The sequence below is a fragment of the Burkholderia sp. B21-005 genome, assembly GCF_020843965.1.
GTDB lineage: Bacteria > Pseudomonadota > Gammaproteobacteria > Burkholderiales > Burkholderiaceae > Burkholderia > Burkholderia ambifaria.
In genome coordinates this window covers 1,244,920-1,259,572 of record NZ_CP086302.1, presented here as the reverse complement: position 1 = coordinate 1,259,572, position 14,653 = coordinate 1,244,920, and the positions used below count along the sequence as shown (strand labels likewise).

The 14,653-nt window shown below is 67.6% G+C and carries 15 protein-coding genes; 5 read left to right on the top strand and 10 right to left on the bottom strand.

Annotation, left to right across the window (positions count from 1 at the left end; genetic code table 11):
• Nucleotides 1-157 precede the first annotated feature (157 nt).
• Nucleotides 158-1,249, top strand: a complete 1,092-nt coding sequence (locus LMA02_RS21950; RefSeq protein ID WP_228909785.1) for a porin — start codon at nucleotides 158-160, stop codon at nucleotides 1,247-1,249.
• Nucleotides 1,250-1,320: 71 nt separating this feature from the next.
• Here the strand turns inward: LMA02_RS21950 and LMA02_RS21945 are convergent, their stop codons facing one another.
• Nucleotides 1,321-2,286 carry a quinone oxidoreductase family protein gene (locus tag LMA02_RS21945; protein WP_228909784.1) on the bottom strand — a complete coding sequence of 322 codons (966 nt, stop codon included), beginning with the start codon at nucleotides 2,284-2,286 and terminating at the stop codon, nucleotides 1,321-1,323.
• A gap of 46 nt (nucleotides 2,287-2,332) precedes the next feature.
• On the bottom strand, nucleotides 2,333-2,584 hold the full coding sequence (locus tag LMA02_RS21940) for a hypothetical protein (RefSeq protein WP_166724413.1): 252 nt from the start codon (nucleotides 2,582-2,584) through the stop codon (nucleotides 2,333-2,335).
• Nucleotides 2,585-2,678: 94 nt separating this feature from the next.
• On the opposite strand from LMA02_RS21940, the gene LMA02_RS21935 reads away from it, so the two are divergent.
• Nucleotides 2,679-3,467 carry an AraC family transcriptional regulator gene (locus LMA02_RS21935; RefSeq protein WP_228909783.1) on the top strand — a complete coding sequence of 263 codons (789 nt, stop codon included), beginning with the start codon at nucleotides 2,679-2,681 and terminating at the stop codon, nucleotides 3,465-3,467.
• Nucleotides 3,468-3,624: 157 nt separating this feature from the next.
• Here LMA02_RS21935 and hpaI read toward each other — a convergent pair whose 3' ends face one another.
• The 7 genes from hpaI to LMA02_RS21900 are packed head-to-tail and all read right to left on the bottom strand — an operon-like array spanning nucleotide 3,625 to nucleotide 9,519.
• Nucleotides 3,625-4,428, bottom strand: coding sequence for a 4-hydroxy-2-oxoheptanedioate aldolase (hpaI, locus tag LMA02_RS21930; RefSeq protein ID WP_228909782.1), 804 nt, complete (start codon nucleotides 4,426-4,428; stop codon nucleotides 3,625-3,627).
• Between the two features lie 12 nt (nucleotides 4,429-4,440).
• Entirely contained in the window at nucleotides 4,441-5,244 is an 804-nt protein-coding gene (gene hpaH / locus LMA02_RS21925) for a 2-oxo-hept-4-ene-1,7-dioate hydratase (RefSeq protein WP_228909781.1), read from the bottom strand.
• A 19-nt stretch (nucleotides 5,245-5,263) separates the two neighbouring features.
• Nucleotides 5,264-5,656, bottom strand: a complete 393-nt coding sequence (locus LMA02_RS21920) for a 5-carboxymethyl-2-hydroxymuconate Delta-isomerase (RefSeq protein WP_228909780.1) — start codon at nucleotides 5,654-5,656, stop codon at nucleotides 5,264-5,266.
• A gap of 29 nt (nucleotides 5,657-5,685) precedes the next feature.
• Nucleotides 5,686-6,534, bottom strand: coding sequence for a 3,4-dihydroxyphenylacetate 2,3-dioxygenase (gene hpaD / locus LMA02_RS21915; protein ID WP_228909779.1), 849 nt, complete (start codon nucleotides 6,532-6,534; stop codon nucleotides 5,686-5,688).
• Nucleotides 6,535-6,582: 48 nt separating this feature from the next.
• Nucleotides 6,583-8,046: a 5-carboxymethyl-2-hydroxymuconate semialdehyde dehydrogenase gene (gene hpaE, locus LMA02_RS21910; RefSeq protein ID WP_166724407.1), complete on the bottom strand. Its 1,464-nt coding sequence runs from the start codon at nucleotides 8,044-8,046 to the stop codon at nucleotides 6,583-6,585.
• A gap of 22 nt (nucleotides 8,047-8,068) precedes the next feature.
• Nucleotides 8,069-8,833 (bottom strand): fumarylacetoacetate hydrolase family protein, encoded by a 765-nt coding sequence (locus LMA02_RS21905; protein WP_228909778.1) that lies wholly within the window; start codon nucleotides 8,831-8,833, stop codon nucleotides 8,069-8,071.
• The gene (locus tag LMA02_RS21900) at nucleotides 8,830-9,519 is read right to left on the bottom strand and encodes a fumarylacetoacetate hydrolase family protein (protein WP_175722134.1); all 690 of its coding nucleotides are present in this window, start codon (nucleotides 9,517-9,519) and stop codon (nucleotides 8,830-8,832) included. The genes LMA02_RS21905 and LMA02_RS21900 overlap by 4 nt, the downstream gene beginning before the upstream one ends.
• 152 nt (nucleotides 9,520-9,671) lie before the next feature.
• On the opposite strand from LMA02_RS21900, the gene hpaR reads away from it, so the two are divergent.
• Entirely contained in the window at nucleotides 9,672-10,112 is a 441-nt protein-coding gene (gene hpaR / locus LMA02_RS21895) for a homoprotocatechuate degradation operon regulator HpaR (RefSeq protein ID WP_006754041.1), read from the top strand.
• A 70-nt stretch (nucleotides 10,113-10,182) separates the two neighbouring features.
• Here hpaR and LMA02_RS21890 read toward each other — a convergent pair whose 3' ends face one another.
• A complete protein-coding gene (locus LMA02_RS21890; RefSeq protein WP_228909777.1) occupies nucleotides 10,183-11,394 on the bottom strand; it encodes an SDR family oxidoreductase in 1,212 nt (403 codons plus the stop codon).
• Between the two features lie 633 nt (nucleotides 11,395-12,027).
• Here LMA02_RS21890 and LMA02_RS21885 point away from each other — a divergent pair.
• Complete coding sequence (locus tag LMA02_RS21885; RefSeq protein ID WP_228909776.1) at nucleotides 12,028-12,375, top strand: DUF3564 family protein; 348 nt, start codon at nucleotides 12,028-12,030, stop codon at nucleotides 12,373-12,375.
• Nucleotides 12,376-12,717: 342 nt separating this feature from the next.
• Entirely contained in the window at nucleotides 12,718-14,610 is a 1,893-nt protein-coding gene (locus LMA02_RS21880; RefSeq protein ID WP_228909775.1) for a peptidoglycan D,D-transpeptidase FtsI family protein, read from the top strand.
• Nucleotides 14,611-14,653: the final 43 nt, after the last annotated feature.

The window sequence follows — 14,653 nt, the reverse complement described above, 5'->3', positions numbered from 1 at the left end:
CGCCGCGCCAGCATTCCAGCGCGCATCCCGTTTCGATCCAGGATCGGCGGACGCTTCGCGGCGTCCGCCGTGGCGTGCCGCGCGCCGCGTATCCCTGCGAATTCGTTTTACCCCAATCCGTTTCACCCAGCCCACAATAAACAAGGAGACATCGTCAATGAAGTCACGCGCAGAACGTTCGATTCGCACTGCTATCGTTACCGGCTCGGCTGCCGTCGCCGGCCTCGCGGCAGGCGCCGCGCACGCGCAGTCGTCGGTCACGATGTACGGGATCATGGATGCCGGCATCGAATACACGAACCATGCGGCGCCGGACGGCGGCAATTCGTTCAAGCTGAAATCCGGCAACAAGAACACGTCGCGCTGGGGCTTGCGCGGCATCGAGGATCTCGGCGGCGGCCTGAAGGCCGTGTTCCGCCTCGAAAGCGGGATCGATCTGGCGAACGGCGCGTCCGACGACGGCCCCGACTCGATCTTCGCGCGCCGCGCGACGGTCGGCCTGAAAGGCAAATGGGGCGAAGTCTCGCTCGGCCGCAACTTCACCGTCACCTACGACTACATGCTGCCGTTCGACCCGATGGGTTACGCGCAGAACTACTCGTGGGCGACGTCGTCGATGGCGACCGGCGGGCGCAAGGACGGCCTCTTCACGCGTTCGTCGAACGCCGTGCGCTACGACGGCGAATTCGGCGGCTTCAAGTTCGGCGCGCTGTACGGCTTCGGCAACGTGCCGGGCAGCGTGAAGACCAGCTCGAAGTACGACTTCGCGCTCGGCTACGAGACCGGCCCGTTCGCGGCGGTGGTCACGTTCGACCGGCAGAACGGCGCGGCCGACAGCGTCACGCCGGCCGATACCGTCAACTATATCCAGGGCATCCACGCGGGCCTGAGCTACGACTTCGGCAACCTGAAGACGATGGCCGGCTATCGCAACTATCGGCGCACGTATCACACGAGCGCCGCGAACCAGCTGAGCGACATGTATTGGGTCGGCGGGTCGTACCAGTTCACGCCGACGTTCTCGCTGGTCGCGGCCGTCTATCACCAGAACATCAAGGGCGGCAGCGATGCCGATCCGACGCTGGTGTCGCTGCGCGCGCAATACGCGTTGTCGAAGCGCACGGTGCTGTATGCGGCCGGCGCGTTCGCGATCGCGCAGCATGGGCAGAAGGTCGGCGTGTCGCGCGATTTCGCCGGGTATGGCACCACGCAGGTGGGTGTGACGGCGGGGATTCAGCAGCGGTTCTGACGGCGCGGGCGGAGGCAGGCATCGCCGCCCGCCTCCGCCCTGCGATGCGAGACGATGCGAGACGATGCCGATCACGCACCGTCGCGCATCGTGAACACCGGGCGCACGAGACTGTTCGCATCGGTCCAGTGTTCGCCGACCGCCGACAGCGGCACCGCACGCGTCTCGATCGTCAGCCGTGCCGGCCCGGCCGCGGCGAACACGCCACGCACGGCGGCGAGCAGCCCAGCAGGCGACACGCTGCCGATGCCGCTGCCCATCAGTTCGATCGCCGTCGCCCGCAGCACGGCCCCCGGCAACAGCACGTCCGCGCCGCCCATCGAGCCGATCTGCACGAAGCGCAGCCGCCGGCCATCGGGCGCCGCCCTCGCCGCCGCGATCAGCAACGCCTGCGCGGTGGCGCCCCACAGATAGTCGAGCACGACGTCCACCCCGGCGCGGAAATGCGGTCCGAGCGCACGCGCCAGATCCGCGTCGTCCTGCTGCAGCGACACGACGGCGTCCGCGCCGGCACTCAGCAATGCCTGCAGCGCAACCGCGTTGCGGCCCGTCGCAATCACTTTCGCGGCGCCAAGATGCCTGGCGATCCGCACCGCGAGCCGCCCCGACGTTCCCGTCGCACCGTTGACGAGCACCGTCTCGCCCGCGACGAAGCGCGCGCGTTCGATCAGCGCCGCCCACGACGACATCCCGGGAATCGCGATCGCCGCAGCCGTGACGTCGTCAAGCCCGTCGGGCAGCGGCACGCACTGGGCGTCGGGCACGATCGTGCGTTCGGCCATCGTGCCGAACGGCGCGGGGGCGCCGAAAATATAGACGCGCTGCCCGTCGTCGAGCCGGCCCACGCCGTCGACGCCGACGACGAACGGATAGCCGCTTCCCGACGAATAATGCGTGCCCGACGCGCGCCCCTGCGCGAGCCGGCTCAACGCGGATGCCGTCACGTCGACCACACGGTGGCCCGGCATCGCGTGCGGCGCTTTGAATTCCATATAGACGGGGCTTTCGCCCGCGCCCTTCACGACTGCGGCTTTCATGCGGTCTCCTTGAAACAGCGCGCTCGATCAACTGTTCGAGCGGGCATCATTGCGCGGCGAGCCACGCACGCAGCGCGGGATCGCGCACTTCCAGCACGTCGAACAGGCCGAGCGCGCGCAGCGCGGGCAATGCGTCGATCGTGTCGGCTTCCGCGCGGGAGCGGTCGGCGGGCGCCGTGTGCGGATCGGTCAGCACACGCGCGTTGGCCAGGAACGCGCCGACGGTGCCCTTGCGGATCGTCGTTCCGCCGGCCTCGATTCGGTCGGCGTGGTCGGGGAGAAGGTGTTCGGCTCGCATCGTGCAGTCCTCCAGTGGTGGTCGATGAGGCAGTGTAGGCGTGCAACAGGGGCCGATCTCCGGTATAAAAGCCATTCGATACGGAAATCCCGCCATGTCCGATCCGTTGCTGCCCGCCCACCTCATCACGTCCGACGACGGCCCGTTCGTGGTCGCCGCCGTGCTGACGCAGCGCGACCCGCGCGTGACCCCGTCGCACACGCATGCGCGCGGCCAGCTAGTCGGCGCGCAGAGCGGGCTGGTGACGATCGGCCTCGACGATCAGGAATGGGTCGTGCCGGCGATCCACGCAATCTGGATTCCGCCGCACTACCGGCATTCGCTGCACTCGTTCGGGCCCATTTCCGGCTGGTCGGCGTTCGTCGCCGAAGCGCGCTGCGCGGCATTGCCCGGCACGCCGCGCGCGATCCGCACGACGCCGTTGCTGCGCGAGGCCGTGCAGCGCGCGGCCAGCTGGGGCGATGCGGAACTGGATGCCGCGCAGACGCGAATCGCCGACGTGATCCTCGATGAAATCGTGTCGTCGAAGGCCGAAGCGCTGGGACTGGTTCGCCCGCAGGACCCGCGGCTGATGAAGATCACGGATGCGCTTGCCATGGATCTCGCGGACAACCGGCGGCTGGAGGAATGGGCCGACTGGGCCGGCATCAGCGCGCGGACGATGAGCCGACGCTTCGTCGCCGAGACAGGGCTCACGTTCGCGCAATGGCGTCAGCAGGCAAGGCTGCTGCGGGCGCTGGAGAAAATCGCCGACGGCGTGCCGGTCACGACGATCGCGCTCGATCTCGGCTACGACAACGTGAGCGCGTTCATCGACATGTTCCGGCGGGCGATGGGGACGACGCCGGGAAAGTATAGGGAAGCGGGACGGCGAGCGGGTTAAGGGACGCCATGCTTGAATGAAGCGCACCGTGTGCGACAGGCAGGCAGGTATTCGACATGCGACGACCTGCCGTTCTCGTGCGAGGCGGCGCGCGCCGCGCTCATTGCAAGTGACGCGCGGCGTCGAGCATCGCGTCGGTCAGCTCGTCGCTGCTTCGTCAATACGTCCCATCACCCATCTTCACGGCCTCGCCCTTCCCCTTGAACCGCGCCGCCAGCGCCTGCGCACTCCTCGCCAGCAGCGTCGTATCCACACCGACCGCGACGAACAGCGCGCCCGCTTCCAGATACCGCCGCGCCGCCGCCTCATCCGCGCTCAGAATGCCCGGCGCGTTGCCGGCCGCCTTGATCGTGCGGATCGCACCGTCGATCGCGGCCTGCACGTCCGGGTGCCCCGGATTGCCGAGATGGCCGAGATCGGCCGCCAGGTCGGCCGGCCCGATGAACACGCCGTCCACGCCTTCGACCCGCGCAATCGCCTCGATCGCATCGAGCCCCGCGCGCGTCTCGACCTGCACGAGCACGGCCATCTCGTCGTTCGCGCGGTGCAGGTAATCGCCGACGCGATTCCACCGCGACGCGCGCGCGAGCGCACTGCCCACCCCGCGAATCCCGTGTGGCGGATAACGCGTCGCGGCCACCGCCGCGCGCGCTTCGTCCGCGCTCTGCACCATCGGCACGAGCAGCGTCTGCGCGCCGAGATCGAGCACCTGCTTGACGATCACCGGATCATTCCACGGCACGCGCACGACCGGATGCGACGGATACGGCGCAATCGCCTGCAACTGCGCGAGGATCGTCGGCACCGTGTTCGGCGCATGCTCGCCGTCGATCAGCAACCAGTCGAAACCGGCGCCCGCGACGACTTCGGCGCTGTACGGATTCGCGAGGCCGAGCCACAGCCCGAGCTGCGCGTCGCCGCGCGCGAGCGCGGCCTTGAAGACATTGGACGGAATCTGCATCGCTCGCTCACCTCACTCGAAGTAGCACTGAATCGTTCCGAGCGGGCCGTAGTCGACGCTGAACGTGTCGCCCTGGCGCGCTGCGCACGGCCGCGTGAACGAGCCGCCGAGCACGATCTGTCCCGGTTCGAGCGCGACGCCGAATCGCGACAGCCGATTGGCCAGCCACGCGACGCCATTGGCCGGATGGTTCAGCACGCCGGCCGCGACGCCCGTTTCCTCGACCACGCCGTTGCGCGACATGATCGCCGCGACCCAGCGCAGGTCGACGTCCTGGGGCCGCACGGGCCGCCCGCCGATCACGACGCCCGCGTTCGCCGCGTTGTCGGCAATCGTGTCGAACACCTTGCGCGGCCGCTTCGTATCGGGATCGATCGACTGACTGCGCGCATCGATGATCTCGAGCGCGGGCACCACGTAGTCGACCGCGTCATACACGTCGAAGATCGTGCAATTCGGGCCCGTGAGCCGCTTGCCGAGCACGAACGCGAGCTCGACCTCGACGCGCGGCACGATGAAGCGCCCGGTCGGGATCGTGCCGCCGTCGTCGAAGAACATGTCGTCGAGCAGCGCGCCGTAATCGGGCTCGTCGATCTGCGACGTGTTCTGCATCGCCTTCGACGTGAGGCCGATCTTGTGCCCCTTGAGCGTGCGGCCTTCCGCGAGCTTCAGGGCCACCCACGCGCGCTGGATCGCATACGCGTCGTCGATCGTGATGTCGGGATGGTCGAGCGAGATCTGGCGGATCTGCGTGCGCTCGCGCTCCGCGTCGTTCAGACGCCGTGCGAGCTGGTCGATGAGGGCGGGTTCGAGCATGGTCGGATCGGGAATGGGTTCAGTCGGCCCGCTTGTAGCGGGCGTGAATGTTGTTGTGCTTGTACGAGCCGCTTTCGCTGAACTCGGTCAGCTCCATCGACAGCGCCAGATAGCGCTTCGCGTACAGCTCCGCGAAATGCGCCTTGATCGCGTCGAACAACGCGTCGCACGCGGCCTTCTTGGTCTCGTCGCTGCGGCCCGAGCCGATTTTCAGCGTCACGTGGACGAACGCGTCGTCCCCGGTGCCGTCGGCGACGCAGTAATCCTGCAGCTCGATCGCGCGCGAGCGGATGCCGCCTGTCGGGAACACGCCGCCCTGCGCGATCAGCGTTGCGTTGATCGTGCGCAGCAGCGTGGGGATGCGCGCGTCGTCGCGGATGTTCGCGGTGTATTCGACGACGATGTGTGGCATGGGAACGCTCCAGTTAGGTGACGCGGCGCTCAGGCGAGCGGGAAGATCGCGTTGATCTGCCCGGTGCCCGAGCTCGCGAAATAGTCTGTGACGATCTCGACGGGCTTGTCGTAGCGATCCCAGCCGAGCAGGCCGAGCAGCATCGCCGTGTCGTGCATGCCGCCTTCGCCGTGGCAATGCACGTTGTACTCGGGCAGCATCGCGCAGAAGGTCTTGAAATCGCCCTGCTTCCACAGCTCGACCACCCGCAGGTCGACCTGCCGGAAGAATTCGCGGCTGATCTGGTGGATCGATTCCTCGGGGCTGCCGTTGTCGTTGAAGCGATGCGACAACGAGCCGCTCGCGAGGAACGCGACGTTCGAATCGCTCTTCTCGATCGCTTCGAGCAGCGCCTCGCCGAAGCGGCGGCTCTCGTCGAGCTGATGCCACATGCACCAGCCGGCGATCGACACGACCTTGAAGTGCTGGTCGCCGTTCATGTAGCGCATCGGCACGAGCGTGCCGTATTCGAGTTCGAGGCTGTCGATCTCGTGCGCGCGCGTCGCGATCCCGCGCACGCTGGCCGTCTCGGCGATCAGGCGGCCGAGCGCCGGATTACCCGGATACGCATACTGCATGTCGCGGATGAAATGCGGCAGCTCGTTGCTGGTATAGGTGCCGGCAAACCTCGCATTGCAGTTCACGTGGTAGCCGGCGTTGACGAGCCAGTGCACGTCCGACACGACGATCGTGTCGACGCCGAGCGCGCGGCAGCGCTCGCCGATCAGCCGATGACCGCGGATCGCCGCGTCGCGGCAGCCGTGATGTTTGCCGGGCAGTTCCGACAGGTACATCGACGGCACGTGCGTGATCTTCGCGGCGAGGGACAGTTTGCCCATCGTTGAGTCTCCGTATCGTTCGTTCTAGCGGCGCAACGACCCGCGCCGTTACACGCCCCAGCGGGGAATGTGATGCGAACCCATCGAGATGCACACGTTCTTGATTTCCGCGAACACCTCGAAGCTGTACTCGCCGCCCTCGCGTCCGGTGCCCGACTCCTTCACGCCGCCGAACGGCTGGCGCAGGTCGCGCACGTTCTGGCTGTTCACGAACACCATCCCGGCCTCGATGCCGCGCGCGAGACGATGCACCTTGCCGACGTCCTGGGTCCAGATGTACGACGCGAGCCCGTAGGCGGTATCGTTCGCGAGTCGCAGCCCTTCTTCCTCGTCGTCGAACGGGATCAGGCACGCGACCGGCCCGAAGATCTCTTCCTGCGCGATGCGCATCCGGTTGTCGACGTCCGCGAACACGGTCGGCCGCACGAAGTTGCCGTTGCGCAGATGGCCCGCGAGGCCCGCCGGCTTGTCCGCGCCGCCCGCGACCACGCGTGCGCCCTCCTGCTCGCCGATCCGGATGTAGCCGGTCACCTTCTCCCAGTGCTGGCGCGTGATCATCGCGCCGAGCTGCGTAGCCGGATCGGACGGGTCGCCGACCACCAGGTTGTTCGCGCGCCGCGCGAATTCCTGCACGAAACGATCGTAGATCGTTCGCTGTACGAAGATCCGCGAGCCCGCGGTACAACGCTCGCCGTTGATCGAGAAGATCGTGAACAGCGACGCGTCGAGCGCGCGGTCGAAATCGGCATCGTCGAAGATCAGCACCGGCGACTTGCCGCCGAGCTCCATCGAATACTTCTTCAGGCCCGCGCGTTCCATGATCCGCTTGCCCGTGACCGTGCCGCCCGTGAATGACACCGCACGCACGTCCGGATGGCGCACCAGCGCATCGCCGGCGGTCGCGCCGTAACCCTGCACGACGTTCAGCACACCTGGCGGAATGCCGGCTTCGAGCGCGAGCCGGCCGAGCTGGTCGGCCGTCAATGGCGACAGCTCCGACATCTTCAGCACGGCCGTGTTGCCGAGCGCGAGACACGGCGCCGTCTTCCACGTCGCGGTCATGAACGGCACGTTCCACGGCGACACCAGCGCGCACACACCGACCGGCTGGTACAGCGTGTAGTTCAGCATCTGGTCGTCGACCGGATAGGTACGGCCGTTCATCTGCACGCACACTTCCGCGAAGAAATTGAAGTTCTCGGACGCGCGCGGAATCAGCTGCTTGCTCGTCTGCGCGATCGGCAGGCCGGTGTCCTGCGTCTCGAGCGCGGCGAGCATCGGCACGTTCTTCTCGATCAGCTCGCCGAGCTTGCGCATCAGCTTCGCGCGCTCCTTCGCGGGCGTGTTCGCCCACTTGGGGAACGCTGCCTTCGCCGCGCGCACGGCCGCATCGACTTCGGCCTCGCCGGCCGACGCGACGTCGGTGATCACATCGCCCGTCGCGGGGTTCAGCGTCGTGAAAGTCTCGCGGCTCTCGACTTCGCGGCCGTCGATCCAGTGCTTGATGGTCATGTGCTCTCCTTGGGCGACGGGCTCAGCCGGCGCGATAGTAGTCTGCTTCGCCGACGATCGTGTTCACGAGCCGGCCGATCCCTTCGATTTCCGTCACGACCTCGTCGCCCGGCTTCGTGTCCGCGAGCCCTTCCGGCGTGCCTGTCAGGATCAGGTCGCCCGGCGAGAGCGTCATGAAGCCGCTGATGTGCTCGATCAGCGCGGGCACGTCGAAGATCATGTCGCGCGTGCTGCCGCGCTGCGTCTCCTGGCCGTTGACCGTCGTGCGCAACATCAGGTCGCCCGCATCGCCGATCTCGTCGCGGCTGACGAACCACGGCCCGAGCGGCGTGCAGGTGTCGCGGTTCTTCACGCGCAGGTTCGGGCGGTAGTAGTTCTCGAGATAGTCGCGGATCGCGTAGTCGTTCGCGACCGTGTAGCCGGCGACGTGGTCGATCGCCTGCGCGCGGCTTACGTTGCGCGCCGGACGGCCGATCACGACGGCCAGTTCGCACTCGTAGTGCATGTGCGTCGCGTCCGTCGGGCGCACGGTGCGCGACCGGTGGCCGATGAACGTGTTCGGCCCCTTCAGGAAGATCAGTGGCTCGCTCGGCGCCTTGAACGCGAGTTCCTTCGCGTGGTCCGCGTAGTTCAGACCGAGCGCGAACGTCGTGCGCGGCGCGACGGGCGGCAGCCACGTCACCTCGTCCTCGGCCAGCACGCGCCCCGTGTCGAGCCGGATCGCGCCGTCGCCGGCCGGCTCGGCCACATGCAGTGCGCCGTTGTAGATCACGCGTGCCGTCTTCATCGTGCGTCCTCCGCAATCAGCGTATGCCGCAACGTGCCGATGCCGGCGGCCGTAATCTCGATCGTGCTGCCCGCGCGGGCGCGCGGTGCGCCGCCCGCGACGCCGAGCAGCAGCACGTCGCCCGCGTCGAACGACATGAAGGCCGTCACGTCGGCGATCAGTTCGCGCACCGGGCGAATCAGCGTGGCCGTCGAGGCGGACACCGCCGTGTCGCCGTCGATCCGCACGGTCAGGCCGATCGCGTCGACGTCGGCAAGCGCGGCCGCCGGCACGATCGCGGGACCCAGCGGGCAAAAGCCGTCGCGGCACTTGAAGCGCACGGCGGGACGGTAGTAATCGGGATGCGGCACCGACACGTCGCTCGCGAGCGTGAAACCGTGCACGTAGTCGAGCGCCTGCCCGGCCGGGACGCGCGTCGCGCGCCGCGAGAACACGACGGCCACCGACGCGCCGATCTCCAGCGCATCGACGCCGGCCGGCACCACGACGGCCGCGCCGTCCGCTGCGTGCGTGTTGGCCGGCTTGATATACAGGATCGGCGCCTGGGGCGGACGACCGTAAGGCGGCGCGTGCACGGCGTCGCCGAGCGCGTCGAGTGCCGCGCGTTCGTTGAGCAGCGCGCCGTAGACGGTACCGATGGCGACCGGCAGCGGCGGTGCCGCGGCGGTCCTGCAAGACAGCTCCATGCGTCATTCCCCTGCCGCGCGTCGCGGCGCATCGTCAATATTTAACATCTTAAGTAAACAATCGTGCGCTGACAACCTCGATTACCCTGATTCACGAAATTCGTCACCATCGGCTGTTAAGATTGATGCGTCCCCGTCCATTCCCCACCCCGATGAACCGTACGCTCGACCATCGCAACCTGGCCATGCTGCTGCTCGAGGCCCGCGAAACGCTGATGGGCCTGTTCCGCCCCATTCTCAAGGAATTCGCGCTGACCGAACAGCAATGGCGGATCATCCGCGTGCTCGACGGCGAGCCGGCGCATGCGCTCGAAGCGGGACAGATCGCGCGCCGCTGCTGCATCCTGAGCCCGAGTCTGACGGGCGTGCTGGAACGGATGGAACGTGACGGCCTGATTACGCGCACACGCGCGCAGGAGGATCAGCGCCGGCTGCTGGTGAGCCTGACGCCGCAAAGCAGGAAACTGGTGACCGAAATCGGTCCGCGCATCGACGAGCAGTACCGTCAGCTCGAAGCGCGTTTCGGCCAGGACGGCCTCGACGACGTCTACCGTGCGCTCGATCGGCTGATCGAGCTCGGCAACGCGTCTTAGGACCTGCCGTCACCGGACCGCGGCGAGCGGCGGCGAACCTGAACCGGCAGGCCCGGGATCGCGCGGGCGGTCAGTGCAGCGTGCCGCGCATCAGCTCGGTCACCGCGACGCCGCGTGACGTGCGCATGCATTCCTCGACGTAATCGATGAACGGCAGCGGCTCGAAATCGATTTCGTCGCGCACGCGGCGGTTGTCGAATACGCGATCGACCGTCGCGAATTCCGCGCACCGCTGCAACGCCCGGCCGATCACGCGCTCGAGCGCCGGCTCGGGCCGCCCGAGCACGTCACGCACCACGAGCGGCAGTTCGGCCGGCGCGCAAGCGGCGTAGCGCGGCGCGCCCGTCATGCCCGCCGCTTCGTCCATCGCGCGCACGATCTGCGCGACCTGCGGCGCCTCGTCGCCGGCCGACACGTGGTACACGTCGTGCATCAGCGTCGGTTTCACGGCCAGCAGCATCGTCGCGCGCGCGACGTCGTCGACCGACACGATGTCGATGCGCGTCATCGGCCGCGCGGTGAAGCGGCGCGCCGCGTGCGCGACGCGGAACATCCAGAACGAATTCGGCGCGGGACGCGTGCCGAGCACCGTGTGACCGACGACGTGCGACGGACGCACGACGACGAGCGGCAGCCCGAGTTCGCGCAGGCGCTGTTCCGTTTCCGCCTTCGCGTGCAGGTAGTCCGCCGCGAGCACCGCGCCGGGCAGCCCGTCGCCGCCCTGCACCGCACCACTCGCCGCCAAGCCCGCCGCGTCCTCATGCACGATCCCGCCGCGGCCCGCGTGGGCATACGCCGTGCCGACATACACGAAACGCTGCAGCCGCGGCGTGTGCGCGAAGCGAGCGGCGAAGCCCAGCGAGTCGGCGATGTCCGCCTGCAGGTGCGCGCCGTCGGCCGGCGATGCATGGCCCGCGCAGTGGATCACGTGCGTCGCGCCGGCGAGACGCGGCGCGTCGGCGCCCTGCCAGACGTCGCCGAGCGTGCCGACGACCACGTTCGCGTCGCCCAGACGCGACGCCCAGTACGGCGCGAGCCCCGCGCGCAGCGCCGCTTCACGCAGACGCGCGACCGCATGGCCGCGATTCTCGGCGCGCACGACACACACGATCCGCTCGAGCAACCCTGCGTTGACGAGCGCCGTCAGCACGGTGCTGCCGATGAAGCCGGTGGCGCCGGTGAGCACCAGGTGTCCGACGTTGGCCGCCGCGACCGGTGCGCTGGCCGGCGACACGAGGCTCGTGCGCCAGTTGAGCGACAACGCGGTTTTCCAGATCAGCACGATAGTCTCCTTCGAAGAGTCGGCCGGACAGCGCGGCTGCCCCGGATGGCGAGGTCGCACGCGGCGCTCGGCCGGGCCGGGGCCGACGCTCGCCCCGGCAGTCCCGATCTCGCTGCGGCCCGCGATCGCGTCGATCGCGTCTCGGCCGCGCGCCACGGACGGGCGTCCGCGGCGCAGGATCGGGAAACTCCAAGTGTGGGGCCCGATCGCCCGCAAGTCTGTCCCGAAAGTTTCGTGAAAGTGTGTGGATTTGTACGCGAATGTCGGAGTGTGTCGTGCCGGCTGGCTGGCAAATCGTTCAAACGTCCGGTCGTTCGGCGTTCGGTGGGCGTGCGGACGGACGGCCGGGGGGCCCATCGGGTCATCGCTTCGGTGCGACCTTTCGACTCGGACTTCCCCCGAGTCATCGCATGTCCCGGGGCGCGATCGGGCGGTCACGGCGTGCGCATCGCGCTGCCGCCTCCGTTTGCACGCGGCGTCGGATCGCGATGAATCGTCAGACGTCGTTCGATCTGAAACGCCAATACAATTAATTGGAATTTATTGCGGATTATCACTTGCGTTTCACTGCAGTCTATCTAGACTGTCCAAACCGAAACAGTCAAATGTGTCCTTTTTTCAGGAGACGATCCAATGCGCCTCACTATTCGCATTAATGGCAGCGAATCGGCAACCCGACACGCGTTCGCAGTACTGTGGGTCGATACCGACGAGGGCCTGTGGTCACGCGAGGCACACCAGGGTATCGATCTTCCGACGTGGGGCAAGATTCGGGACGTAGAGGGTGCAATGGCCCTCTGCGCGGCCGATGGCGGCAAGGCCGTGTGCCAGTTGAAGGGCCTGTCGTCCAGTGCGACGCAGCGCGAGCAGGGGCCCGCGGTGCTCGCCGGCGAGCACCCCGATGGCGCATGGCGCCTGCAGGCGGTCGATCGCTCCACGGCGGAGTCGGAAAACCACGAATTTACTTCCGTCGCGCGCTAGGTATTGCTGACGGCATTCCTCTGCGGTTTTGGGGTTTATTCCAGTTTCCGCGATATTCATTTCGATATTCATAAATAAAGTCGCCTCGCTTCGAGGCGATTTTTATTTTCCGGACTCGAAATTAATCGGGGCCGGGTTAATCAAATGGTCCGCCCCGATTTCGTCGGGCGCCGCACCGCCCTTCCAGCCTCCCTCCCGCTTTTTCTCCGCTCGTCCCGGCGTACCGCCACGCCGCTTTTACGGGGCCGAAACATACTTTCCCCACACAATGTTTACTCATTTATTACAATCACATTATTCAGACTGACTTGCCGCCGTCCGGCGGCCCGACCCGGCCCTTGCATGAGCGTGAAAAAGAAGACCCACCCCGCCGATCCGTACGCCGCCGCGACCAAGCATCCGATGCTCGCGTCGCGCCTGCCGATGTGGCGCTCGAAACTGGTCGTGATCATGGTGTCCCTCGGATTCGCCGCGCTGATCGGACGCGCGTTCTGGGTGCAGGTCGCGAACCAGGATTTCTATGTCGGGCAAGGCCAGAAGCGCTACCAGCGCACGATCGAGCTCGACGCGATGCGCGGACGCATCGTCGATCGCAACGGCGCGATGCTCGCGGTCAGCCTGTCGACCTATGAAATCTGGGCGAACCCGAAACAGGTCGCCGAAATCGACTATCCGCAGATCGCCAAGCTGCTCGACATGCCGCTCGCGGAAGTCAGACGCCGCCTGCGCAACGACCGTACGTTCGTGCTGCTGAAGCGGCAGATCGACGCCGATACCGCGAGCCGGCTCGACAAGCTCGCGATCGACGGCATCACGCAGATCGCCGATTCGAAGCGCTTCTATCCGGAAGGCGAGTCGGCCGCGCACGTGGTCGGCTTCACCAACGTCGAGGACAAGGGCCAGGAAGGCGTCGAACTCGCGGCGAATGCGCGGCTGTCGGGTACGTCCGGGCAGCGCGAGGTGATCCGCGACCGGCTCGGGCGCATCGTGTCCGACACGCGCCCGCTCGTCCCCGCGCAGCACGGCGCGACGATCGAACTGACGATCGACCGGCGCATCCAGCAACTCGCGTACAGCCAGCTCAAGGCCGCGGTGCTCGAGAACAACGCGGTGGCCGGCAGCGTCGTCGTGCTCGACGCGCAGAATGGCGAAATCCTCGCACTCTCGAACTACCCGACCTTCGATCCGAACGATCGCTTCCGGCTCACCGGCCAGCAGCTGCGCAACCGCGCGGTGATCGACACGTTCGAGCCCGGCTCGACGATCAAGCCGCTCGTCGTCGCGCTGTCGATCGACGAGCGCAAGGTCACGCCGAACACGATCATCAACACGTCGCCGGGCACCTACAAGATCGGCCCGGCCGTGATCCACGACACGTCGAACCACGGCTCGCTGACCGTCTCGCAGGCGCTGCAGAAGTCGAGCAACGTCGCGCTCGCCAAGCTGGCGCTGAACCTGCCCGCCGAAACGATCTGGAACAAGTACCAGGAATACGGGATCGGCCGCGCGCCGGAGCTGACGTTCCCGGGCGTCGCATCGGGCCGCCTGCGCGGCTACAAGCGCTGGCGGCCGATCGAGCAGGCGACGATGGCGTACGGCTACGGGCTGTCGATGTCGCTGCTGCAGATCGCGCAGACCTACACCGCCTATGCGGGCGACGGCACGCTGCACCCGGTGTCGCTGCTGAAGAGCGGCACCGATCCGCTGACGATGGACGCCCGTCGCGGGCACCGCGTGACGTCGCCGCAAACCGCGGCGGCGATCCGCTCGATGCTCGAGTCGGCGGTCGGCGAAGGCGGCACGGGGCGCCGCGCGCGCGTCGACGGCTACCGGATCGGCGGCAAGACGGGCACGGCGCGCAAGCAGGTCGGCGCGACCTATGCGAAGGGCAAGTACCGCGCACTGTTCGCGGGGATGGCGCCGATGAGCAACCCGCGTCTGATCGTCGCGGTGATGATCGACGAGCCGCGCGGCAAGGGCTACTACGGCGGCACGGTGGCCGGCCCGGTGTTCTCGTCGGTCACGAGCGGCGCGCTGCAGTTGCTCGGCGTGCCGCCCGATGCGCCGGTCGAGCCGACGCCGAATGCGCCGGCCAGGGGCGCGGCACCGCAGAAGCCGGTCGCGGCGCCGAAGGCCGTGGTGCAACCGAAGACGGCGGCCGCGCAGACGGCGGCGACGCCGGTGAAGACGGCCGCGCAATCCGGCGCGACCGTACAGGCGAAGGCGGCAGGCTGAAACCCATCGCGTGATACCGGGCGCGGCTGCCGGCGAATGCGTC

Excerpts from the sequence above, each read along its gene's own strand:
- LMA02_RS21880 (WP_228909775.1), top strand. The coding sequence starts at position 12,718 with ATGAGCGTGAAAAAGAAGACCCACCCCGCCGATCCGTACGCCGCCGCG.
- hpaE (WP_166724407.1), bottom strand. The coding sequence starts at position 8,046 with ATGACCATCAAGCACTGGATCGACGGCCGCGAAGTCGAGAGCCGCGAG.
- LMA02_RS21900 (WP_175722134.1), bottom strand. The coding sequence starts at position 9,519 with ATGGAGCTGTCTTGCAGGACCGCCGCGGCACCGCCGCTGCCGGTCGCC.
- LMA02_RS21885 (WP_228909776.1), top strand. The coding sequence starts at position 12,028 with ATGCGCCTCACTATTCGCATTAATGGCAGCGAATCGGCAACCCGACAC.
- LMA02_RS21950 (WP_228909785.1), top strand. The coding sequence starts at position 158 with ATGAAGTCACGCGCAGAACGTTCGATTCGCACTGCTATCGTTACCGGC.
- LMA02_RS21940 (WP_166724413.1), bottom strand. The coding sequence starts at position 2,584 with ATGCGAGCCGAACACCTTCTCCCCGACCACGCCGACCGAATCGAGGCC.
- hpaD (WP_228909779.1), bottom strand. The coding sequence starts at position 6,534 with ATGGGCAAACTGTCCCTCGCCGCGAAGATCACGCACGTGCCGTCGATG.
- LMA02_RS21905 (WP_228909778.1), bottom strand. The coding sequence starts at position 8,833 with ATGAAGACGGCACGCGTGATCTACAACGGCGCACTGCATGTGGCCGAG.
- LMA02_RS21935 (WP_228909783.1), top strand. The coding sequence starts at position 2,679 with ATGTCCGATCCGTTGCTGCCCGCCCACCTCATCACGTCCGACGACGGC.
- hpaR (WP_006754041.1), top strand. The coding sequence starts at position 9,672 with ATGAACCGTACGCTCGACCATCGCAACCTGGCCATGCTGCTGCTCGAG.
- LMA02_RS21920 (WP_228909780.1), bottom strand. The coding sequence starts at position 5,656 with ATGCCACACATCGTCGTCGAATACACCGCGAACATCCGCGACGACGCG.
- hpaI (WP_228909782.1), bottom strand. The coding sequence starts at position 4,428 with ATGCAGATTCCGTCCAATGTCTTCAAGGCCGCGCTCGCGCGCGGCGAC.
- LMA02_RS21945 (WP_228909784.1), bottom strand. The coding sequence starts at position 2,286 with ATGAAAGCCGCAGTCGTGAAGGGCGCGGGCGAAAGCCCCGTCTATATG.
- hpaH (WP_228909781.1), bottom strand. The coding sequence starts at position 5,244 with ATGCTCGAACCCGCCCTCATCGACCAGCTCGCACGGCGTCTGAACGAC.